A 22,170-nucleotide genomic window follows, 5' to 3' on the forward strand; every position below is an offset into this window, starting at 1 on the left:
AACAGACCTGTGCCCCGGCGAAAGCCGGGGTCCAGAGTCGCACAGGCTGCGCCAGAGAACTCTGGACCCCGGCTTTCGCCGGGGCACAATATGGCCCATGCCGCCCTACAAAACGCGGAAAAGCGCCCGATCGTCTTTGATCAGGCGCTTGCCGCAGTGTCACGAAAACCCGTCGCCCCCTAAGCAGGGGCGACGCGTAGCCTTTTAGCCCTGGCGAGCCTTGAAGCGACGGTTGGTCTTGTTGATGACATAGGTGCGGCCGCGACGGCGGATCACACGGTTGTCCCGGTGACGGCCCTTGAGCGACTTGAGCGAGTTGCGGATCTTCATGGCAGACGGCCCTTGATGAATCTGATGTGGTCGAATTTCGAAGCGCAGCCCCTATGGGTCGGGCAGCCCAAAGTCAAGGGCGGCAGGCGCTCTTTTGCCGCCGTTCATCCTTCATGCAGCAACTTCGTGGCTTCACGCGTTGAGGGGGGAATTATATGCCCCATATCGTCTTTAGGGTGCCGCGCCGTCGGCAAACCCGTTGGAGTTGAACCCATGTCGAAGCGCCTCTTGCTCCTTGCCGCCATCGCCCTGCCCTTTGCCGCCCTGCCCCTCGGCATGACCGCATCAGCGGCCCCGCGCGTGGAAGTCACGCGATTCCATATGGGCGCTCCGGCTCGGTCCGGCACGCTCGCGGTCGAAGAAATGCCCGGCAATCCGGACATCAGCCTGGAATTTCGCACCTATGCCAACGCCGTGTCGCAGGAATTGCAGCGCGTCGGATTCACCCCTACGGGCGATGGTCCCACGGCCGCGTCGAGCGACTATGTCGCGCTGGTCAGTTTCAGCCGCACCTTCCGCCCGACCGGCGTCGATCGCAGCAGCGACCGGCCGGTCAGCGTCGGCGTGGGCGGCGGCATCGGCAGTGGCGGCGGTCGCCGGGGCGGCACCTTCGGCGGGCTGGGCCTGGGCGTGGGCATCAACCTGTCGGGCAAGCCCAAGGATATCGTGACGACCGAACTGCATGTGCAATTGCGCCGCCGGTCCAATTCGACCGCGATCTGGGAAGGGCGCGCCTCCACCGAGGCAAGGCAGGGGAAGCCCGAGTCGCAACCCGCCACCGCCGCGCAGAAACTCGCCGCCGCCTTGATCGGGGGCTATCCCGGTGAATCGGGGCGCACTATAATGGTCAAATGACCATCAGCATCTCAAGCGGCTTCGACAGCGGCAATATCCGCGTCCTGTCCATCACCGACACCCTAACGGGCGTCCGCGCGGAACTGGAGATCGTCACCGATCATCAGAGCGACTTCTATCAATGGTTCCATTTCCGGCTCGCCAACGCGGCGGGGCGCGAGGTGGAACTGGCGATCGTCAATTGCGGGCAGTCGGCCTATCCGGGCGGCTGGACCGGCTATAGCGCGCGGGTCAGCGAGGATCGCGAAAACTGGTATCTGGCCGACACCAGCTATGCCGACGGCACGCTGACCATCCGCCTGACGCCCGACAGCGGCGCCGTCTGGATCGCCTATTTCGCGCCCTATTCGATGGAACGGCACCACGACCTGATCGCCTGGGCCGCCAGCCAGCCGGGCGTCGTGCATCGCGAACTAGGACTGACGCTGGACGGCCAGCCGATGGACCTGCTGACGATCGGCGATGGCCCCAAGCAAGTGTGGCTCTACGCCCGCCAGCATCCGGGCGAAACGATGGCGGAATGGTGGATGGAAGGCGCGCTGGAACGGCTGTGCGACGAAGAGGACGCGGTCGCCCGCCTGCTGCGGCAAAAAGCGACGATCCATCTGGTGCCGAACATGAACCCGGACGGCAGCCGTCGCGGCCACCTGCGCACCAATGCAGTCGGCGTGAACCTGAACCGGGAATGGCATGAGCCGACGGCCGAACGCAGCCCCGAAGTGCTGATGGTCCGCGATGCGATGGACGCGACGGGCGTCGATTTCGCCATGGACGTCCATGGCGACGAAGCCATCGCCGCCGTCTTCATCGCTGGCTTTGAAGGCATCCCGTCGATCACCGATCGGCAGGTCACGCTCTATCACCGCTATCGCGACACGCTGGCCGCGCGGACGCCCGATTTCCAGACGCGCTTGGGCTATCCGGTTGCGGGCGTGGGCAAGGCTAACCTGTCCATGTCCACCAACCAGCTGGCCGAACGCTTCGGCGCGGTGGCGATGACGCTGGAAATGCCGTTCAAGGATAATGACGACCTGCCCGATGCCGATTTCGGCTGGTCCCCGGCCCGGTCGATGCAGTTGGGCAAGGATTGCCTGGCCGTGCTGGCGGAGATGATCGGAGATATTTAGGTCTTATGTGTTCCCGCGAAGGCGGGAACCCAGTTGATACGGCGGACTGGGTTCCCGCCGCCGCGGGAACACGAGGCTATTGCCAATCAAACGGCAGCGGCGCTTCTCGGAACGCGAAGCGGTCGAGATGATCTGCCACCACCTTCTTGAACGTCTCGACATCCGCGTCAGCGTTCGGCTCCAGCACGACCACCAATGCCTCCGGCTCCGCCGCCATGCGGATCGTTCCCATGGGGAAGGCGATCTCCCCCTTCTCGGCGTCGAATTGCACCTCAAACTTGTGGCTCCAATGTTTGCAAAGCTGTTGCAGATAACGGCTGCCGTTGGTGGTCGGCACAGTTGCGGTCAGGGTCATGGGTTACAGCCTTTCGATCTTGTTGACGGCTTCATCGATCAGCGCGGCGATGTCGAACAGGGTCTGGTTATCTGCACCCTCCTTTTCAAGTCGCTGCTGCACCGCGAAGCGCAGATTGTGCATGGCGCGGCGGACCGGCCCGCTATCGACGCGCTCGGCCTTCTGCGCCAGCGACGCCAACCGCGCGAGCGCGAGGTCGAGGGCAGCCTGCCGCTCGGCGATCTGCGCCGTTCCGGCATCGGTGATGGCGAAGCGCTTGCGGCTGCCCTCGCTGGGTTCTTCCACGATCAGGTCCATTTCCGACAACAAAGTCAGCGTCGGATAGACGACGCCAGGGCTGGGCGCATAGGCCTCGCCCGACAGCGCCTCGATCGCACGGATCAATTCATAGCCGTGGCGCGGTTCGTCGGCGATCAGCTTGAGCAGGATCAGCCGCAGCGTGTCGTTGTCGAACAACCGCCGCCGACCGCCGCCGCCGCGCCCGCCGCGACCACCGCCGCGCGGACCGTCCTCGCCAAAGGGATCGCCTCGGCCCAAGCCGTCAGAACCAAAACCGCCGGGCGAACCGAAACGGCGATGTCCATGATGGGAATCATGGTGATGATGGCCGCCATGGCGACCGTGGAAGGGGTGTGCATTACGCATCATTGAGTTTTTCATATATGTCATGATGCATTGAGATATATCTTAAAAACTTGTCGCGTCAAGATTTACGATAGATCTTAATTGTATTTTTCCCACTAAACCGGTCGGTGGCTATCCTCCAACCACGTGTTCCCGCGAAGGCGGGAACCCAGTTGATACGGCAGGACTGCATTCCCGTCTTCGCGGACACACGACGCGCTACAGGGCGGCAAAATCGATCGGCGCGTGGCGGTCCAGCGCGCGGCTCTGATCCTCCAGCGGATATTTAAGACCGCTGGCGCAATTGAACAGCACAGCGCGCTCGTCACGCGCGATTAGCCCTTCATCCAGCGCCCGTTGATAAGCGGCCAGCGTGGCCCCGCCCTCTGGGCACAGCAGCAACCCGTCGTCGCGCGCGACATCGCGCACCGCCGCGCTTATCGCTTCGTCCGACACCGCCAGCGCCGCGCCGCCGCTCTCCCGCACCGCGCGCAGGATCAGGAAGTCGCCCACCGCGCGGGGCACGCGGATGCCCATGGCGATGGTGCGCGCGCCCTCCCAGCGTTCGGCGAACTCGACGCCCTGCTCGAAGGCACGAACCATCGGCGCGCAGCCTTCGGCCTGCACCGCAAACATCTTGGGGCGCTTCGATCCGATGAAGCCGATCTTCTCCAGTTCATCGAACGCCTTCCACATGCCGATCAGGCCGGTGCCGCCGCCGGTGGGATAGAAAATCGCGTCGGGCAATTCCCAGTCCAACTGCTCGGCCAGTTCCAGCCCCATCGTCTTCTTGCCCTCGATCCGGTAAGGCTCTTTGAGGGTCGAGAAGTCGAACCAGCCGCGCTGCTTTGCCCCCTCCCCCACGATCGCCCCGCAATCGTCGATCAGGCCGTTGACGCGATAGACCCGCGCGCCCTGCGCCGCGATCTCGCGCACGTTGATTTCGGGTGTATCGTCGGGGCAGAAGATGATCGCCTCCATACCCGCGACGGCGGCATAGGCGGCCAGCGCCGTGCCCGCATTGCCGTTTGTCGGCATCGCGACCTGGGTCACGCCCAGTTCCTTGGCCATCGACACCGCCATGACCAGGCCGCGCGCCTTGAAGGACGCGGTCGGCAACCGCCCCTCATCCTTGACGAGCAAATGCGCCCCGCCGAGCCGCGCGGCGGTGCGCGGCAACGGGATGAGCGGCGTCGCATTTTCGCCCAGGCTCACGATATTGCGGGTGTGCCGCACCGGCAGCAATTCGCGCCAGCGCCACAGGTCCATCGGCCGCTGTGCCAGCGCGTCTTTGGTCAGCGTCGCACGTACGCCGTCCAGATCATAGCGCACCAGCAACGGCTTCCCCGCCGCTGACAGTCCGTGAAGTTCATCCGCCGCGTAACGCTCGCCGGTCAGCGAACATTCGAGATGGGTGACAAAGGTCGGGCGATCGGTGGTGAGGTTAAGGTCGTGGATCATGTGGCTCGAACGGACAGAGCCGCCGATTTGATCCGCCCCTGGAAAGGGGCGGTGGATGGCCGAAGGCCAGACGGAGGGGTATCGCCCTATCGATAGGGTGATACTCCTCCACCATTCGCTACGCGAACGGTCCCCCCTCCCCTTACAGGGGAGGATTATTCACTCCGCCTTCTTCGCCACGCTGACCATGGCGGGGCGTAGCAGGCGATCCTTGATCATATAGCCCGCCTGCATTTCCACCAGGATCGTGCCCGGTTCGGCGTCGGCGGACGGGATTTCCATCACCGCCTGATGCTTGTTGGGGTCGAGCGGCTGGCCGACCGACTCCAGCTTGCTGATGCCGTTGCGACCGAACACCGCCTCCAGTTCGCGGCCGGTGGCTTCCAGGCCGACGACCAGCCCCTTGAACTTCTCATCCTCCCGCAACTCGGCGGGAATCGCGGCCAGCGCCCGGCTGAGATTGTCGGCGACCGACAATATGTCGCGCGCAAAAGCGGTCGACGCATAGGCGCGCGCGTCGGCCAATTCCTTTTCCAGCCGTCGGCGCACATTCTGCGTGTCGGCATGGGCGTAGAGAATGTCTTGCTTGGCGGTGGCGAGTTCCGCCTCCAGCGCGGCGACCTTGTCGGCCGTGGCGTCGGCGGCAGGCGCGACATCCTCGGGCAGCACGTCCACGACTTCGGTATTTTCGATATTCTGTTTGTCTTCGCTCATCTCATCAATCTCGATAGCGTCTGGGCAGTGAAATCCACCATGGGGATGACCCGCGCATAGTTCAAGCGCGTGGGGCCGATCACCCCGACCACGCCGACGACCCGGCCGTCCGCGCCACGGTAGGGGGCGGCTATGACGGAAGAACCCGACAGGGAAAAGAGCTTGTTCTCCGAACCGATGAAGATTTTGGTCGCGCTGCCCGCCAATGCGCTTTCCAGCAGGCGGGAAATTTCCTGCTTGCCTTCCAGATGCTCCAGCAATTGCCGCACCCGTTCCAGGTCGGCCGCCGTGCCATCGTCGATCAGATGCGCCTGCCCCCGCACGATCAGCACCGGCCGATCGTCGGCATCGTGGGACCAGATGGCAATGCCCCGTTCCACCAGTTCGCGCGCTGCGCTGTCCAGCGCCAGACGCTCCGTCTCCATCTCGCGGCTCAGAAAGTCGCCTGCCTGGCGCAACGTCATGCCCGCAAAACGCGCGGACATGAAATTGGCGGCCTCATTCAGCATCGAGGGCGTGACGGCGGGCGGCAGGTCGAGCACGCGGTTTTCCACCGATCCGTCCTGCCCCACCAGCACGGCCAGCGCCTGTCGATCGTTCAAGGGTACGAAGCCGAATTGCCGCAGCACCGGCTCGCGCCGTGGCACCATGACGATCCCCGCGCAGGCCGACAGGCCCGACAGCGCAGCGGTGGCGGCGGACAGCGCTTCCTCGATCGGCCCGCTTTCGGCCAGCCCCGCCTCGATCGCCCGCCGTTCCTCCGCCGATGGTTCGGCCGCCTGCATCATCCCGTCCACAAACAGGCGCAGCCCCGTTTCGGTCGGCATCCGCCCGGCGGAGGTATGCGGCGCGGCGAGCAGCCCCAACTCCTCCAGATCCTGCATGACGTTGCGGATCGAGGCGGGCGACAGGCTCAATGTCGCCAGTTTGCTGATCGTGCGCGATCCCACCGGCAGCCCGGTGCCCAGGTAATTTTCCACCACCAGGCGAAAGACATCGCGCGCGCGATCGTTCAGTTCGGAAATCGGCGTCGTCAGCGTCATGACCATGATGTAGGATGGATCGCGGCCAGGCTCAACGTTTGCGCCGCGCCACAAGGATCAGTGCGATGCCGACCACGGCCAGCAACGCGCCGCGCCAAATCCACGGCCTCTGGTCCAGCATGAAACTGGACTCCGGCCAGTGGATCAAGCCTGCCCCCTGCCCGACCCAAAGCAGCCCCATCAGCAGGAGAAGCACGCCCACAATCTGCAAAAGAACGCGCATCACACACTCCTATCGGGCGGGCTTGGGTTTCAGCATCGGTTCGACGTCTAGCATCTTGGGGATCGCCGCGATCGTGGTGCGCAACTTGGCATAGCGCGCATCCATGCAGCCGGACTGAAACTCCAGCCGGGTCGGCTTGCCGCCATTGCCGGTCCATTCGATCGTATAGCCGGGCATGTCGGTCGCAAAGCGCGTGCAATTCTCGCCATTGCCGATCCGCTTGGTCGTGCCGCTTGGCGGGCGATAGGGCGCCAGCGCGGTGCGCAGGCGGCGATATTGCACCATGGTCACGGCAAAGCGCGTCGGGCCGGGCACGGCGGTGAATTTCTCCGGCTCCAGCAGGCCCGATCCGTCCGGCGTCACGCGCAGGCTATAGGCCGGACAAGCGCCGAAACAGCGCCCGGCGGTAAAGCGGATCGTCTCTCCGGGTGCCTTGGGCGTTTCCAGTTCGGTGTCCCCGCCGCCGACGCAGCCCGCCAGCAACGCTATCCCCGCCATCATCGCATATCGTGTCATGTCCCCTCTTTAACGTCTTATTTCGTTCGCGACACTGGCAAGTCGCGCCATCGGACGTTAAGCGCCGTCAACTGAACGTTTCGGAGTAGAAAATTATGCGTCCTTCCGGCCGAGCGCCCGACCAGATGCGCGACATCACCATGGAACCTGGCTTCACCATCCATGCCGAGGGCAGCTGCCTGATCAGCTTCGGCGACACCCGCGTGCTGTGCACCGCGTCGGTGGAAGAAAAGGTGCCACCCTTCCTGCGCGGCAAGGGGTCGGGCTGGGTCACGGCCGAATATGGCATGTTGCCCCGCGCCACCCACACCCGCGGCAGCCGTGAAGCGGCCAAGGGCAAGCAGTCGGGCCGCACCCAGGAAATTCAGCGGCTGATCGGCCGGTCGCTGCGCACCGTCGTGGACCTTAAGAAACTGGGCGAGCGCCAGATCGTGGTCGATTGCGACGTGATCCAGGCCGATGGCGGCACGCGCACAGCGGCCATTTCGGGTAGCTGGGTCGCGCTGCGCATCGCGGTGGACAAGCTGCTGGCGTCCGGCGCGCTCAAGGAAGACCCGATCATCCAGAAGGTCGCGGCGATCAGCTGCGGCATCTTCGAAGGCACGCCGGTCCTCGACCTCGACTATGCCGAAGATAGCAATGCGGAAACGGACGCCAACCTGATCCTGACCGGCGACGGCAAGTTCGCCGAAGTGCAGGCGACCGCCGAAGGCGCGGCCTATGACGAGGAAGAGCTGCTCCGCCTGCTCCGCCTCGCCCGCATCGGCTGCGCGAAGATCTTCGCGGCGCAGGATGTGGCGACAGGGCGGTAAGGTCTCCATTTTTACCGTCACCCCGGGCTTGACCCGGGGTCCCGCTTTCCCTTGATTGGACGGCGGACGAGGACAATAAGGGTAGATGATGACCGACCAATTCGGACAGGAACAGGCGATCCGCAAGCTCGCCCCGGGCAAGCTGGTGATCGCCAGCCACAATCCCGGCAAGGTGCGCGAAATCGCGGCGCTGCTCGGTCCCTATGGGATAGAGCCGATCTCCGCTGCCAGCCTGGACCTGCCCGAACCGGAGGAAACCGGCACCACCTTCATCGCGAATGCGGAATTGAAGGCGATGCAGGCCGCCGACCTGTCCGGCCTTCCCGCCTTGGCCGACGATAGCGGCCTATGCGTCGAGGCGCTGGGCGGCGATCCCGGCCTTTTCTCCGCGCGCTGGGCCGGACCGACCAAGGATTTCGACCTTGCCATGCGCAAAGTGTGGGACGGGGTCGAAGCCAAGGGACCGGACGCAGGCCACGACGCCCATTTCATCTGCGCCCTCGCCCTCGCCTGGCCCGACGGCCATGTCGAAGCGTTCGAAGGCAGGATCGACGGCACGCTGGTCTGGCCGCCGCGCGGCGCCAACGGCTTTGGCTATGACGCGATGTTTCAGCCGCACGGCCATGATGTCAGCTTCGGCGAGATGGACCCGGACGCCAAGCACGCCATGAGCCACCGCGCCGACGCATTCGCAAAGCTGGTGGCAGCGGTTTTCTGACCTCTCCTTTCTTGCCCGTTCGTTTCGAGCGAAGTCGAGAAGCATGCGGCACCACGACCCGTTTCTCGACTTCGCTCGAAACGAACAGGATTTGGGACTATGTCACTCCGTTCAGCGCACCGGCACGGCCTTCAGCTTCGCCTGGCCGATATGCCAGCGCAACTGGCTGGCCGTCGCGCCGTCCACATCGTTGACCCGCCGCACCACATAATCGCCGACGAAGCGCTGGCGCGTACCATCCGCCAGCTGTGAGTCCACCGTGACAGGCACAGTCTGGTAGATCGACCCGGCCCCGCCGTCCCCCGGCTCCAGCGAACCGATCGTCACTCGCGTCGACCGCGTCCCCGCAAAGCCCGCCTGAAATTTTTCCAGCGTCTGGTTCGGCGGCCCGTCATCGCCCCATTGCGTCCAGGCCGTGCCATAATCGCGCGCGTTGATCGCGGAATAATAACGCTGCACCACCGCGACTGCCGCCGCCATGCTCTTGGGTGCGGGATCGCATCCGGCCATCGGCTCGCCCTTTCCATCGAACAGGGCGCAACTGCGGGCGATCTCATCCTCGATCATCGCGCAGCTATTGGCCGCGTTGCAGGGCGGATGGGTGGCGGGGGACACATTGCGGCAGATCGCGACGCGTTTCGCCGCCGCCGCCGATCCGATATCCGCCGCACATGACAGCGGCGCCGTGCTTGCCGTGTCGGTAACGGGCGCTGCGTCGGGCATCGGGCTGTGCCCCGCGCTCTCATTCGTCGGCGCTTGGGTCGCAGGGGCAGCGACTTCATTCATGGCCGCCACATTCGCGTTGCGCCCCTGTTCCGGAGCCTGACCGCACGCGCTCAGCGCCATCAGCGCGCAGCCCGATATGATCCATGACAATGACGCGCGGCGCATCCTCTTCTCCTCTGGCGGCCTTTGCTGTTCAATGCCTGCCGCCCGGAGAATATCCATCGCCGCCTATTGACCGACGCTGGCGACCTGCGTGCCCGCCATCGGCGGCGCGTCGTCCGCATCCAGCGGCCCCTTGCCGAACGTATTACCGGCCGGGACATAGCGACAGACCAGATAGTCCGCATTGGCCCCTTCGCCCAGCGCACAGCCGACTTTCCTCGTCCCGCGCCAGATCATCTGCGTATAATGACCGACATCCTGCCAGCGTCCGGTTGTGCTGAGATCAGGCAGCTTGCCGGCGACCCGCGTCAGTCGCTTCTCGTCCAGAAACGCGCCCACCATCGCCTGATAGCCATAGAGGCGGCGCGGCCCCATCCACAGATTTTCGCCGCTGGGAGTGGCGCGACTGCCCCGCGCCGAATGGCGGAACAGACCGGTGCGCGCCATGTCGTCGGCATAGCGCGCGGCATCCGCCGCCAGCGCATCGTCCCAGTCCAGCAACGGCAAGCCCAGTGAGGCGCGCTCGCCATTATGCGCGTCCAGCATCGCCGCGCGCAGCATCGCCGCGCCCCGCGGCGCTTCGACCAAGCCATAATAGGCCGCAGGCATCACCGCGCTTGCTATGCCAGCCGGGCGCGCGCCCGCACCGTCGCTATCGCTCGTCGCCTGCGCACTACTCGCCAGCCACATCACGGCCCATAGCGAAGCGCGCCAAAACACTTTAGGGCTGCCCCCAGCCATGATGTCCCCCACTCCCCAAAAGCCGTCGGCCATCGCCGATGCCCAGGCCTTATATATTCATTGGCCCTTTTGCGTATCCAAATGTCCCTATTGCGATTTTAACAGTCATGTCCGCGACGGCGTGGATATCGACGTGTGGCGCGGCGCGCTGCTGGCCGACATGGCGCATGAGGCGGCGTTGACCGCAGGCCGCCCGCTGGCCTCCATCTTCTTTGGCGGCGGCACGCCGTCGCTGATGCCGCCCGCTTTGGTCGAAACGCTGATCGGCGCGGCGCAGGACCATTGGGGCTTCACCCCGGACATAGAAATCACGCTGGAGGCCAACCCCAATTCGGTCGAAGCCGCGCGCTTCGCCGATCTCGCCGCCGCCGGGGTCAACCGCACCTCGCTCGGCCTTCAGGCGCTGGATAACGAAGCGCTGCATTTCCTGGGCCGCGCCCATGACGTGGCGGAGGGGCTGGCCGCGCTCGACACCGCGCGGCGCGTGTTCGACCGGGTGAGCTTCGACATCATCTACGCCCGCCCCGACCAAAGCGAAGCGGACTGGCAGGCCGAACTGGCCCAGGCGCTGTCCTTCGGCACCGGCCATCTCTCGCTCTATCAACTCACGATCGAGCCGGGCACCCGCTTCGCCACGCTGGTGGCGCAGGGCAAGCTGACGCCCGCCGACCCCGATCATGGCGCGACGCTCTATGAACTGACCCAGGCGATGACCGGCGCGGCGGGCATCCCCGCCTATGAGATCAGCAATCACGCCCGTCCGGGACAGGAAAGCCGCCATAACCTGACCTATTGGCGCTATGGCGACTATGCCGGGATCGGTCCGGGCGCGCATGGGCGGCGCGGTGGCATGGCGACGATGCGGCACAAGAAACCGGAAAACTGGCTGGGTGCGGTCGCCCGCAACGGCCATGGCGCGCAGAGCGAAGACCCGCTGCTGCCCGAAGATCGCGCGCGCGAAGCGCTGCTGATGGGATTGCGGCTGGGTGAAGGCGTGGACCTGTCCCGCATCGCCGCCCTGTCGGGCATCGATACCGGGCAGCTGGTCGATGACCGGGCGATCGCCCAACTCGCCAACCTTGGCCTCATCCATCTGACCGGCACAAGGTTGCAGGTGGCCCCGGCGGGGATGCTGCTGCTCGACGCGATATTACCCGAAGTGGTCGCGATTTAAGTCACTACGCGTTCCCGCGCAGGCGGGAAGCCAGTGCCGACCTCTCTCGACCGGCTTCACCCTCAAGGCTGATCATTGCGCAGTTCCGCAATCGAATCATCAATCTCGCGCAGCGCCTCCGCGCGGGCATCGGCAGGCATCGACCGGTTGCGCGCAATCTGCGCCCGCGCTGTCCGCAAACCGTTCAGCGCCGCGACATGGTGCAAACGCGCTGCGCGGTCGGCGCGGGCTTCGTCCAGGTTCGCCTGCCGTTCCGCGCGGTCCGCCTGCATGCGGGCCATATCAGCGGACCGCTGCGCCGCCCGCTCGATCGCCGCGGTGCAGATGCGCACGCGGATATGGCGGCGGCCATCGGCATCCACCGTTTCGCGGCGGGTCGTCGCGTCCTTGCTGCCGTCGCAGCCTTCGCGCACATCGACCACCGGCACCATGCGGGCGATGTCCGCTTCGGTGGGAATGCGGTGGGTATCGACCCGGCCATTAGCATAGGTGACGGTCATGCGACCCTTGTCACGACGCACGACCGGCGGCGCGGGCGGCGTCGGCGCGACCGGGGCGATCATGTCTGCGGCGGGCACGATCGGTGCGGGCGGAGCCGGGGGCGCTGGCGGCGCCCAGGATTCATCGGCGGCCTTGGCCGCAGGCGCTTCAGGCACGCTGGGCATCGCCGGGACCGCCGCAACTTCGGCAACCGCGGGGACGTTGGCTGCGGCGGGCTGCGACACCAGGTTGGACAATTTGGCGAAGTCGGCGCTTCCCACCTTGTCGGTGATCGCGGCCATCTGCTGCGCGGCGCGGCTGCCCGACGCGGTGAGCGCCAGGCCAGCGGCGGTGACGACCGCGACGGCGGCCATGCCCCAGCTGATGCGCTGGAGCGACAAATCATGGTTGGACAGCATTTTCAGCCTCCCTTTGAGCGTCGTGATACGGGTGAGGTGGCAGGCGCCGGCGAACTGCCGCCCGCCCGCCGCCTTCAATATGGCGCGGCCATAGATATGCGCCTGATCGCGGCCGTAGAGCGATAGCACGCGCGCGTCGCAGGCGGTTTCCTGGTCCGCGCGATAGGCGCGATAGGCGATCCAGGCGACCGGATTGCACCAATGGATCGCCAGCAGCAGCAGCGCGATCATATTGGCGGCCAGGTCGCCGCGCTCGTGATGCGCCCGTTCATGGGCGATCGCCATATCCTGCTCCTGCGCGTCGTAACGCAGCGCGAAATCGGCGGGCAGGACGATGTACGGGCGCATGACGCCGAAGGCCAGCGGTCCGGACGCGTGGGGACTGGTGATCAAACGGATGCGCCCATCCTCCCCGATCGGCGTCGCGCCGTCGAGCATATGGCGGCGAAAGCGCGCATAGCCGACGATCTGGACCAGCAGAAACGCCACCAGCCCGACGAACCAGACACCGATGCCGATCTCCAGCCAGGGGATGGACGGCGCCGACGCCGCAATCGGCGCGGTGGGCACCGCCATCAGCATGTCGGGCAAGCCCACCTGATCCACCGCCACATGCAATGGCGACGGATCGACATCGTTCGGCAGCGCGGGCAACAGCATCCGCGCCAGCGGCAGCGCCCACAGCCAATAGGCCGCCCCCGCCCCCAGCCAGCGTGCGACCGGCCGCCGCACCATCATGACCAGCGCCATCAATAAGGTCGCAGCGATTAGCGTTTCGGCCAGCCAGACGCTCATGATTTCAACCCTTTCAGGATAGCCTCAAGCTCGGCGATATCGTCCGCGGTCAATTGATCTTGTTGCGCTAGCTGGGCGACCAGCGGCGACACGCGCCCGCCGAACAGCCGGTTCACCAGCCGCCCGGATTCGCCCGCGACATAATCGTCCCGCGCAATCTGTGGGCGATAGAGAAAACGGCGGCCATCCTGCTCAGCGGCGATCGCATCTTTGCCCATCAGCCGCGACAGCAAAGTCTTGACCGTCTGCAGGCTCCAGTCGCGGTCGGCGGCGACCCGGTCGGCAACGTCATTGGCGGTCTGCGGCGCGGTTTCCCACAGCGCCTCCATCACCACCAGTTCCGCTTCGCTGATCTTCTCGCTCACTTCGACTGACCCGACTCGCCATTAACAACTACAGACGTAGTCGCATCGATTACGGATGTAGTCAATAGGGGTTGATGGTGACTTCAAGCGAGGGTACGCGCTGGGAAGCCGCGATATGTCGGGAATTTTGACAGACGGCATGACGCGTGTTGATGCGTTAACCTTTGCATCGCCCGCTTTCGACCGATTGCGCGATATTGGCACAAGGATTGCGACTTTAGTCGCGTTCCCACCGTTCAACTATCGGGGGATGCAGGCCCGTCTCCGCTAGCATCCCCCACCCGGTTGGTATCGTTTTTCCCCATAATTCCGGCTCCAGCCATGTACCACCATGGGCGTCCGACCGAAGGTGGCGTCTTCTTCTCCCCTCCCTTTCAAGGGAGGGGTCGGGGGTGGGTGCGCCACGAAGTGTCGCTCTACCGTCACTGGCCTAGCCGCTCGCTTCGCTCGCACACACCCAACTCCTCCCTTTAAAAGAGAGGAGCTTATGTTGCAGCAACCCCAACACACAAAAAAGGCGGCCCGAACCGGACCGCCCTTCCTATGCCTGATCGCAAATCCGCTCAGCTTGCCGCAGCGACACCCTGATCCGTCATCAGCTGCTGCAATTCGCCTGCTTCATACATTTCCATCATGATGTCGCTGCCGCCGACAAACTCGCCCTTCACATAAAGCTGGGGGATGGTCGGCCAGTCGGAAAAGGCCTTGATGCCTTGGCGCACGCCTTGATCCTGCAACACGTCGACCGTGTCATAGGCGACACCCAGATGCTCCAGGATCGCGATGGCGCGGCTGGAAAAGCCGCATTGCGGAAAGAGCGGCGTGCCCTTCATGAACAGCACCACGTCATGGGCGCCCACAAGTTCGGCAATCCGCTGATGCACGGCGTCGGTCATGTCTAAAGGTCCAGTCCTGTCTGGCGCGCCGATCCGGGCGCGCAAATCGATATAAAGATTAGTTGGGAATGGCAGTGGTCAGTTGCAAGGCGTGCAGCACGCCGCCCATCCGTCCGCCGAGCGCCGCATAGACGGCGCGCTGCTGCGCGACCCGGCTCATGCCGCGAAAACTTTCCGCCACGACCTTGGCGGCATAATGGTCGCCGTCCCCGGCCAGGTCGGTAATTTCGACCTGCGCATCGGGAATGGCGGCGCGGATCATGTCGGCAATATCGTCGGCGGCCATCGGCATGGGATGGCGGCCTTATTGCGCTTCGATGAACATGCGGCGGGCAATCACCGCCTGCTCGTCCAGCGCGGCGCGCACGCCCGCTTCGTCGATGTCGATCCCGGCCGAGGTCATGTCGCCCACCAGCTTGCGAATGACATCCTCGTCGCCCGCTTCCTCAAAATCCGCCTGCACGACCGCCTTGGCATAGGAATCGGTTTCTTCCGGCGTCAGACCCATCTTCACCGCCGCCCATTCGCCCAGCAGGCGGTTGCGCCGCGCCTGGATGCGAAATTCCATTTCCTGGTCGTGGGCGAACATATTTTCGAACGCCTTTTCGCGATCGTCAAAGGTGGTCATGCGTCAAAGCCCCGTTCAATGTCAGTATGTCTTGCAGGAGATAGGAAGAAGCGCGCCGTTACGCAACAGCGCCGGCGGGCACGATCCAGGGGCGTTCCTGTGCCTGGGTGACTTCATAGCCGCTGATCACATCCGCCTGGTCCAGCGTCAGGCCAATCTCATCCAGCCCGCCCAGCAGGCAGTGCTTGCGGAACGGATCGATATCGAAAGCAAAGCGATCCTGGAAACGAGTGGTGACGGTCTGCGCCTCCAGATCGACATGGATCGGGTCGGGCGTGCCATCGGTGCCCTGCGCGACGTCCATCAACCGGTCGATCGCGGCCTGCGGCAGCACCACGGTCAGGATGCCGTTCTTGAACGCATTGCCCGAAAAAATGTCGGAAAAGCTGGGCGCGATCACCACCTTGATGCCCAGGTCCGCGATCGCCCAGGCGGCATGTTCGCGGCTGGAGCCGCAACCGAAATTGTCGCCCGCGATCAGGATCGGGCTGCCGACATAGGTCGGATCGTCAAAGACGTTGCCCGGTTCCTTGCGCAGCACTTCGAATGCGCCGCGGCCCATGCCGTTGCGCGAAATCGTCTTGAGCCAATGGGCCGGAATGATGATGTCGGTATCGACATTCTTCATCCCGAACGGATAGGCCCGGCCGTCGACGGTCGTCAGCTTGTCCATCAATGAACCTTCTTCGCCTGCTCTGCCGGAATATCTTCGGCGCGTCCCAGGGTCGCCGCCATTGCCGCGCTCGCCAGCGCACCCAGCGTCAAAACCCAGAAAATCTTCTTCACAGCGCGATCCCCTCTTGTGTGTTCATCAATTCCCGCACGTCCGTCAGACGACCCGTGATCGCCGCCGCCGCCGCCATGGCGGGCGACACCAGATGGGTGCGCGCGCCCGGACCCTGACGGCCCATGAAATTGCGGTTGCTGGTCGATGCGCAGCGTTCGCCTGCGGGCACCTTGTCCGGGTTCATGCCAAGGCACGCCGAACAGCCCGGCTCGCGCCATTCGAACCCGGCGTCCAGGAAGATGCGGTCCAGCCCTTCCTCTTCCGCCTGCTGCTTGACCAGGCCGGAGCCGGGGACGACCATCGCATGCTTGATGCCGCTCGCGACATGACGCCCTTTGAGCAAGGCGGCAGCAGCGCGCAGATCCTCGATCCGGCTGTTGGTGCAGCTACCGATGAAGATATGTTCGATCGCAACATCGGCCATGCGCTGCCCCGCAGTCAGGCCCATATAGTCGAGCGACTTTTGCGCGGCGGCCTGCTTAGACGGGTCGGCAAAGCTCTGCGGATCGGGCACCACGCCGGTCACCGCGACGACGTCTTCGGGGCTGGTGCCCCAGGTGACGTTGGGCACGATATCGGCGGCGTCGATGACGACGGTCTTGTCGAACACCGCGCCTTCATCCGTGTGCAACGTCTTCCAATAGGCGACGGCCGCGTCGAAGTCGGCACCCTTGGGCGCCATCGGGCGACCCTTGATATAGGCGAAGGTCTTCTCATCCGGCGCGAACAGGCCGGATCGCGCACCTGCCTCGATCGACATATTGGCGACGGTCAGCCGCCCCTCGATCGACATGTCGCGGAACACGGACCCGCGATATTCCATGACATAGCCCGTGCCGCCCGCCGTGCCGATCGTGCCGCAAATTGCCAGCGCGACATCCTTGGGGGTGACGCCGGGGGCCAGTTGCCCATCGACCACGACTTCCATGGTCTTAGACTGCTTGAGCAGCAATGTCTGGGTCGCCAGCACATGCTCGACTTCCGACGTGCCGATGCCGAACGCCAGCGCGCCCAGCGCGCCATGCGAGGACGTATGGCTGTCGCCACAGACCAGCGTCGTGCCGGGCAAAGTAAAGCCCTGTTCCGGGCCGACCACATGGACGATACCCTGCTCCAGGTCCGCGTCGCCGATCAGGCGCACGCCGAACTCGGGCGCATTGCGCTCCAGCGCTTCGAGCTGCTGCGCGCTTTCGGGATCGGCGATGGGAATGCGATTGCCCTGCGCGTCGCGGCGCGGCGTGGTGGGCAGATTATGGTCCGGCACCGCCAGCGTCAGATCGGGCCTGCGCACCTTGCGCCCCGCAAGGCGCAGGCCTTCGAACGCCTGCGGCGACGTCACTTCATGGACGAGGTGCCGGTCGATATAGATGAGGCAGGTGCCATCGGGACGCCGTTCGACGACGTGCGCGTCCCAGATCTTTTCGTAAAGGGTGCGAAACTTAACCATAGGCCTTCCCCCTAGACCCGGAATGACAGCGGGAAAAGGGGGCAAGGCATCAAAACATGCCGTTTCCTCCATCAGGCGGGCAAGAATGTTACAGGCCGGTCAGATCGCGCGATAATCTTCCAATATGCGACCGGCCGCGCCCACCTCCGCCTCGTGGCTTTCCTCGCGCCATGTCTCGCCCAGCGCCGCCTTCTCCCATTGCAGCATCGCCGGATGCGCCAGCATATGATCGACCCAGTCCTGCGCCTGCCGCCCGACATCCAGCCCATAGGTGCGCACGCGAAAGGCGACCGGCGCATAAAAGGCATCGATCGCGGTAAAGCCGTCCCCGGCCAGGAAAGGCCCGCCGAACCGGTTCAGCCCCTCCTCCCACAATTCGCGCAGCCGCGCGATGTCGCGGCCCAAAGCGGGCGAATGCATATGCGGCTCGACGCGGACGCCGACATTCATGGTGCAATCGTTGCGCAGGGCCGTGAACCCGCTGTGCATTTCGGCGACCGCGCATTGCGCAAAGGCGCGCGCCGCCTCGTCCGTCGGCCAGACGCCAGGATGGCGATCGGCCAGATACAGGATGATGCCGAGCGAATCCCAGACGGTGCGATCCCCATCGATCAGCGCGGGCACTTGGCCGGTGGGCGAAAAGCTGCGGAAGGCGGCATAGTTGGTCGCGGACGCAAAGGGTTCGATCCGGTCGTCGAACGCAATGCCCAGCGCCGTCATCAGCACCCAGGGGCGCAACGACCAGCTGCTATAATTACGATTGGCGGTGATGAGCGTGTAGGACATGCCGTTTCCTCCCTGTGCAGGCTGCGCGCGGATTAGCCTATCGGGTAACGGCGTGACAGCCGCAACGATCCATGGCGTACACAAGCTGGGCTTATATAAACGCCGCGAGAGCACGTAACTTGAAGCCTAGCCAAGTTGTTGAACGCACGTCAAAAGAGCGCATCCCGGGCGGCGCCCCCCTTGCCGCCCCTCCCCGATCGATGGAGCCTATAGTCGTGAACCGACGCCAATTTCTCGCCACCAGCGGCGCCTCCGCCCTCGCCGCCGCCACGCCCAGCACCCTGGCCCAGACGGGCAGCGCCGACACACGTTTCCGCGCGATGCTGGACGATTTCTTCTACGGCCGCCTGGCCGAATCCCCGGAACAGGCGACACGCCTTGGCCTCGACACCGGCGCGCGGGCGGCGTTGCGTGGCAAGCTGTCCGACACCAGCGCGGCGGGCGCGGCGCGCGCGCTGGCCCAGACCAAGGCGCAGGCAAAGCAACTCGCCAGCGTCGATCGCACCGCACTAAGCCCTGCCAGCCAGCTGGACTATGACGTCGTCGCCTATCAGCTGGACCGCACCGTGGGCGGCGAACGCTTCGGCTATGGCGAAACGGCGGGCCGCTACGCGCCCTATATCCTGAGCCAACTGACCGGCAGCTATCGCGAAGTGCCCGACTTCCTCGATTCGCAGCATCGGGTGAAGGATGCCGCCGACGCCGACGCCTATCTGGCGCGGCTGGAAGCCTTTCCCATCGCAATGGACGGCGAACTGGCCCGGCAAAAGGCCGATGAGGCCAAAGGCGTGTTCGCACCCGACTATATTCTCGACACGACCATGAAGATGCAGGCCTCCCTGCGCGACCAGACGCCCGCGCAGACCGTGCTCGTCGCGTCCTTCGTCAAGAAACTCGCCGCCGCAGGCCTGCCGCCCGAGCGCGCCACACAGGCGGAAAAGATCGTCGCGGAGAAAATCTTCCCCGCCGTCGATCGCCAACGCGCACTGGTGCAGCAATTGCGGGCGAAGGCGAGCCATGATGCGGGCTGCTGGCGCCTGCCCGATGGCGACGCCTTTTACGCCGCCGCCGCCGAAGCGGCGACCACGACCCGGCTGACCGGCGATGAAATCCATCAGCTGGGCTTGGCGCAGGTCGCGGAGATCAGTGCGCGGATCGACACGATCCTCAAGGGCGAAGGGATGAGCCAGGGCAGCGTCGGCGATCGACTGGTGGCGCTCAACAAGCGCCCCGATCAGCTCTTCCCCAACACTGATCCGGGCCGCGAAGCGCTGCTGGCGCAACTCAACAGCCAGATCGTCGCGATGCAAAAGCGCCTGCCCGACGCGTTCAACACCGTGCCCAAGGCGCCGGTGGAGGTTCGCCGCGTGCCGGTGACGATCCAGGCGGGCGCGCCCGGCGGCTATTACCAGAACGCCTCGCTCGACGGGTCGCGCCCCGCCATCTACTTCATCAACCTGCGCGACACGTTCGACCGGCCGAAATTCGGCCTGGCAACGCTCACCCATCATGAAGCGGTGCCGGGGCACCACTTGCAGGTCACCGTAGCACTGGAGTCCGACTCCATCCCCATGATCCGCCGCCGCGGCTTCTACAGCGGCTACTCCGAAGGCTGGGCGCTCTATTCGGAACAATTGGCCGACGAAATGGGCATGTATGACGGCGATCCGCTCGGCCAGGTCGGCTATCTCCAGTCGCTCCTGTTCCGCGCCACCCGTCTGGTGGTAGACAGCGGCATGCACGCCAAGCGCTGGAGCCGCGAGAAAGCGACCGATTACCTCATCGCCACCACCGGCATCGCCCGCGGCCGCAGCCAGGGCGAGATCGACCGCTACACCGTCTGGCCGGGTCAGGCGTGCAGCTACAAGATCGGCCATACGGTCTGGACGCAACTGCGCGACGAGGTGAAGGCGAAGCAGGGCGCGAAGTTCGACCTCAAGGCATTTCACGAAGTGCTGACGCTGGGCGCGATGCCGCTCGACATATTGAAGCAGACGGTGCGGCAGCGGATGGGGATCGCGTAACATACGCCATGTGCTCCCGCGCAGGCGGGAACCCAGTTCTGCCCCTGATCTGGGTTCCCGCCTCCGCGGGAACACAATACTTTGAGAGCAGCGTAACAAAAAAACGACCCGACGGTGCGCCGCCGGGTCGTCCAGTTCTTCCACCCAAATTCGCGGGCGCTCTGCACGCGCCCGCGAACTGGCTCGGTTCACGGCGACACCGCGAATCCGGCTTTCGACAGCCTGTGGCCTGCACGCCGCACATTCCGGCCAGTATCGTCATCCCCGCGCCGGCGGGGATCCATCTCCTGACCTCTCATCTCAATGCGACGTTGAGAGATGGATTCCCGCCTGCGCGGGAATGACGTTCCTCTTCAGGCCGCAAACTGATTCATCGTATTGTGCGCGCCGCCCGCCTTCAGCGCGGCTTCCCCGGCAAAATAATCCTTATGATCGTCGCCGATGTCGCTACCGGACATATTCTGGTGCTTCACGCAGGCGATGCCCTGGCGGATTTCCTTGCGCTGCACGCCTTCGACATAGCCCAGCATCCCGGCCTCGCCGAAATAGTCCTTCGCCAGATTATCGGTACTGAGCGCCGCGGTATGATAGGTCGGCAGGGTGATGAGGTGGTGGAATATCCCCGCCCGCGCCGCCGCGTCCTTCTGGAAGGTGCGGATGCGGTCGTCAGCCTCGCGGCCCAGATCGCTATCGTCGTAATCGACGCTCATCAGCTTCGCCCGGTCATAGGCGCTGACATCCCGGCCCGCCTCGACCCAGGCATCATAAACCTGCTGGCGGAAGTTCAGCGTCCAGTTGAAGCTGGGCGAATTATTATAAACCAGCTTGGCATTGGGCACGACCTCCCGGATACGATCGACCATCGAGGCAATCTGCTCGATATGCGGCTTTTCCGTCTCGATCCACAGCAGGTCCGCGCCATTTTGCAACGAGGTGATGCAATCGAGGACGCAACGATCCGCGCCGGTGCCTTCGCGGAACTGGAACAGGTTGCTCGGCAACCGCTTGGGGCGCAGCAGCTTGCCGTCCCGGTTCAGGATGACGTCGCCATTCCTCGCCGTCGCCGGGTCGATCTCCTCGCAATCGAGGAAGCTGTTATATTGGTCGCCGATATCGCCCGGCGCCTTGCTGACCGCAATCTGCTTGGTGAGGCCCGCGCCCAGCGAGTCCGTGCGCGTGACGATGATCCCGTCATCGACGCCCAGTTCCAGAAAGGCGTAGCGGCACGCCCGGACCTTCGCCAGAAAGTCCTCATGCGGCACCGTGACCTTGCCGTCCTGATGCCCGCATTGCTTTTCGTCCGAAACCTGGTTCTCGATCTGGAGCGCGCACGCCCCCGCCTCGATCATCTTCTTGGCGAGCAGATAGGTCGCTTCCGCATTGCCGAAGCCCGCGTCGATATCCGCGATGATCGGCACGACATGGGTGTCATAATGGTCGATCGCGTGCGTCAGCCGCTGCGCCTCGACGGCGTTGCCGGTTTCGCGCGCCTTATCAAGATCGCGGAACAGCATCCCCAGTTCGCGGGCATCGGCCTGCTTGAGGAACGTATAGAGTTCCTCGATCAGCGCTGGAACACTGCTCTTCTCATGCATCGACTGATCGGGCAGCGGCCCGAACTCGCTGCGCAGCGCCGCGATCATCCAGCCGGACAGATAGAGATATTTGCCCTTGGTCGTGCCGAAATGCTTCTTGATCGCGATCATCTTCTGCTGGCCGATAAAACCGTGCCAGCAGCCCAGCGACTGGGTGTAGCGGGCGGGGTCGGCATCATAGGCGGCCATGTCGGCGCGCATGATCTTGGCGGTATAGCGGGCGATGTCGAGGCCGGTGTGAAAGCGGTTCTGGGTCCGCATCCGGGCCACCGATTCGGCGGCGATGCCGCCCCAATTGGCTTGCGCGGCGATCAGGTCGTCGGCCTTGGCGATGTCACTTTGATAGGTCATGTCGTCCGTTCCTTCG

Annotated in this window: 25 protein-coding genes; 6 read left to right on the top strand and 19 right to left on the bottom strand. The window is 64.6% G+C overall.

Features of this window, described 5'->3' with window-relative positions; all coding sequences use genetic code 11:
• Positions 1-204: 204 nt before the first annotated feature.
• A complete protein-coding gene (ykgO, locus tag U5A89_RS15420) occupies positions 205-330 on the bottom strand; it encodes a type B 50S ribosomal protein L36 (RefSeq protein ID WP_004210176.1) in 126 nt (41 codons plus the stop codon).
• Positions 331-543: 213 nt separating this feature from the next.
• On the opposite strand from ykgO, the gene U5A89_RS15425 reads away from it, so the two are divergent.
• Positions 544-1,185, top strand: coding sequence for a DUF4136 domain-containing protein (locus tag U5A89_RS15425; RefSeq protein WP_338161948.1), 642 nt, complete (start codon positions 544-546; stop codon positions 1,183-1,185).
• Positions 1,182-2,312, top strand: coding sequence for a M14 family metallopeptidase (locus U5A89_RS15430; RefSeq protein WP_338161949.1), 1,131 nt, complete (start codon positions 1,182-1,184; stop codon positions 2,310-2,312). Before U5A89_RS15425 ends, U5A89_RS15430 begins: the two co-directional genes overlap by 4 nt.
• A gap of 76 nt (positions 2,313-2,388) precedes the next feature.
• Here U5A89_RS15430 and U5A89_RS15435 read toward each other — a convergent pair whose 3' ends face one another.
• The 7 genes from U5A89_RS15435 to U5A89_RS15465 all read right to left on the bottom strand — a co-directional run bounded on the left by U5A89_RS15435 (position 2,389) and on the right by U5A89_RS15465 (position 7,248).
• Entirely contained in the window at positions 2,389-2,667 is a 279-nt protein-coding gene (locus U5A89_RS15435; RefSeq protein WP_338161950.1) for a DUF2218 domain-containing protein, read from the bottom strand.
• 3 nt (positions 2,668-2,670) lie between these two features.
• Positions 2,671-3,315, bottom strand: a complete 645-nt coding sequence (locus U5A89_RS15440; RefSeq protein WP_338161951.1) for a PadR family transcriptional regulator — start codon at positions 3,313-3,315, stop codon at positions 2,671-2,673.
• 195 nt (positions 3,316-3,510) lie between these two features.
• A complete protein-coding gene (locus U5A89_RS15445) occupies positions 3,511-4,752 on the bottom strand; it encodes a threonine synthase (protein ID WP_338161952.1) in 1,242 nt (413 codons plus the stop codon).
• A 159-nt stretch (positions 4,753-4,911) separates the two neighbouring features.
• A complete protein-coding gene (gene grpE, locus U5A89_RS15450) occupies positions 4,912-5,466 on the bottom strand; it encodes a nucleotide exchange factor GrpE (protein WP_338161953.1) in 555 nt (184 codons plus the stop codon).
• On the bottom strand, positions 5,463-6,509 hold the full coding sequence (gene hrcA / locus U5A89_RS15455; RefSeq protein ID WP_338161954.1) for a heat-inducible transcriptional repressor HrcA: 1,047 nt from the start codon (positions 6,507-6,509) through the stop codon (positions 5,463-5,465). The genes grpE and hrcA overlap by 4 nt, the downstream gene beginning before the upstream one ends.
• 31 nt (positions 6,510-6,540) lie before the next feature.
• Positions 6,541-6,732, bottom strand: a complete 192-nt coding sequence (locus tag U5A89_RS15460) for a hypothetical protein (protein ID WP_338161955.1) — start codon at positions 6,730-6,732, stop codon at positions 6,541-6,543.
• A gap of 9 nt (positions 6,733-6,741) precedes the next feature.
• A complete protein-coding gene (locus U5A89_RS15465; protein ID WP_338161956.1) occupies positions 6,742-7,248 on the bottom strand; it encodes a DUF6438 domain-containing protein in 507 nt (168 codons plus the stop codon).
• A gap of 95 nt (positions 7,249-7,343) precedes the next feature.
• Here U5A89_RS15465 and rph point away from each other — a divergent pair, with 95 nt between their 5' ends.
• Together rph and rdgB are read left to right on the top strand one after the other, a co-directional pair.
• A complete protein-coding gene (gene rph / locus U5A89_RS15470) occupies positions 7,344-8,060 on the top strand; it encodes a ribonuclease PH (protein WP_066604488.1) in 717 nt (238 codons plus the stop codon).
• A gap of 88 nt (positions 8,061-8,148) precedes the next feature.
• Positions 8,149-8,778 (top strand): RdgB/HAM1 family non-canonical purine NTP pyrophosphatase, encoded by a 630-nt coding sequence (gene rdgB, locus U5A89_RS15475; protein WP_338161957.1) that lies wholly within the window; start codon positions 8,149-8,151, stop codon positions 8,776-8,778.
• Between the two features lie 111 nt (positions 8,779-8,889).
• Here the strand turns inward: rdgB and U5A89_RS15480 are convergent, their stop codons facing one another.
• Together U5A89_RS15480 and U5A89_RS15485 are read right to left on the bottom strand one after the other, a co-directional pair.
• The gene (locus U5A89_RS15480; RefSeq protein ID WP_338161958.1) at positions 8,890-9,669 is read right to left on the bottom strand and encodes a hypothetical protein; all 780 of its coding nucleotides are present in this window, start codon (positions 9,667-9,669) and stop codon (positions 8,890-8,892) included.
• A 63-nt stretch (positions 9,670-9,732) separates the two neighbouring features.
• Positions 9,733-10,407 carry a CAP domain-containing protein gene (locus U5A89_RS15485; RefSeq protein WP_338161959.1) on the bottom strand — a complete coding sequence of 225 codons (675 nt, stop codon included), beginning with the start codon at positions 10,405-10,407 and terminating at the stop codon, positions 9,733-9,735.
• Position 10,408: 1 nt separating this feature from the next.
• Here U5A89_RS15485 and hemW point away from each other — a divergent pair, with 1 nt between their 5' ends.
• Positions 10,409-11,581, top strand: coding sequence for a radical SAM family heme chaperone HemW (gene hemW, locus U5A89_RS15490; protein ID WP_338163074.1), 1,173 nt, complete (start codon positions 10,409-10,411; stop codon positions 11,579-11,581).
• A gap of 62 nt (positions 11,582-11,643) precedes the next feature.
• On the opposite strand, the gene U5A89_RS15495 is transcribed toward hemW, so the two are convergent.
• The 8 genes from U5A89_RS15495 to U5A89_RS15530 all read right to left on the bottom strand — a co-directional run bounded on the left by U5A89_RS15495 (position 11,644) and on the right by U5A89_RS15530 (position 18,184).
• Positions 11,644-13,275, bottom strand: a complete 1,632-nt coding sequence (locus U5A89_RS15495) for a M56 family metallopeptidase (protein ID WP_338161960.1) — start codon at positions 13,273-13,275, stop codon at positions 11,644-11,646.
• Positions 13,272-13,640 (bottom strand): BlaI/MecI/CopY family transcriptional regulator, encoded by a 369-nt coding sequence (locus U5A89_RS15500; protein WP_338161961.1) that lies wholly within the window; start codon positions 13,638-13,640, stop codon positions 13,272-13,274. The genes U5A89_RS15495 and U5A89_RS15500 overlap by 4 nt, the downstream gene beginning before the upstream one ends.
• A gap of 563 nt (positions 13,641-14,203) precedes the next feature.
• A complete protein-coding gene (gene grxD, locus U5A89_RS15505) occupies positions 14,204-14,536 on the bottom strand; it encodes a Grx4 family monothiol glutaredoxin (protein WP_338161962.1) in 333 nt (110 codons plus the stop codon).
• A gap of 58 nt (positions 14,537-14,594) precedes the next feature.
• The gene (locus U5A89_RS15510) at positions 14,595-14,828 is read right to left on the bottom strand and encodes a BolA family transcriptional regulator (RefSeq protein ID WP_338161963.1); all 234 of its coding nucleotides are present in this window, start codon (positions 14,826-14,828) and stop codon (positions 14,595-14,597) included.
• A gap of 12 nt (positions 14,829-14,840) precedes the next feature.
• The gene (locus U5A89_RS15515) at positions 14,841-15,164 is read right to left on the bottom strand and encodes a DUF1476 domain-containing protein (RefSeq protein WP_338161964.1); all 324 of its coding nucleotides are present in this window, start codon (positions 15,162-15,164) and stop codon (positions 14,841-14,843) included.
• Between the two features lie 58 nt (positions 15,165-15,222).
• Positions 15,223-15,837: a 3-isopropylmalate dehydratase small subunit gene (leuD, locus tag U5A89_RS15520; RefSeq protein WP_338161965.1), complete on the bottom strand. Its 615-nt coding sequence runs from the start codon at positions 15,835-15,837 to the stop codon at positions 15,223-15,225.
• Between the two features lie 109 nt (positions 15,838-15,946).
• On the bottom strand, positions 15,947-17,398 hold the full coding sequence (gene leuC, locus U5A89_RS15525; RefSeq protein ID WP_338161966.1) for a 3-isopropylmalate dehydratase large subunit: 1,452 nt from the start codon (positions 17,396-17,398) through the stop codon (positions 15,947-15,949).
• Positions 17,399-17,497: 99 nt separating this feature from the next.
• Positions 17,498-18,184 (bottom strand): glutathione S-transferase family protein, encoded by a 687-nt coding sequence (locus U5A89_RS15530; protein ID WP_338161967.1) that lies wholly within the window; start codon positions 18,182-18,184, stop codon positions 17,498-17,500.
• Between the two features lie 215 nt (positions 18,185-18,399).
• Between U5A89_RS15530 and U5A89_RS15535 the strand changes: the two genes are divergently transcribed.
• Entirely contained in the window at positions 18,400-20,208 is a 1,809-nt protein-coding gene (locus tag U5A89_RS15535) for a DUF885 domain-containing protein (RefSeq protein WP_338161968.1), read from the top strand.
• A gap of 353 nt (positions 20,209-20,561) precedes the next feature.
• Here the strand turns inward: U5A89_RS15535 and U5A89_RS15540 are convergent, their stop codons facing one another.
• Complete coding sequence (locus tag U5A89_RS15540; RefSeq protein WP_338161969.1) at positions 20,562-22,154, bottom strand: isocitrate lyase; 1,593 nt, start codon at positions 22,152-22,154, stop codon at positions 20,562-20,564.
• Between the last annotated feature and the right edge of the window lie 16 nt (positions 22,155-22,170).

This window comes from Sphingobium sp. HWE2-09 (genome assembly GCF_035989265.1).
Taxonomy (GTDB): domain Bacteria; phylum Pseudomonadota; class Alphaproteobacteria; order Sphingomonadales; family Sphingomonadaceae; genus Sphingobium.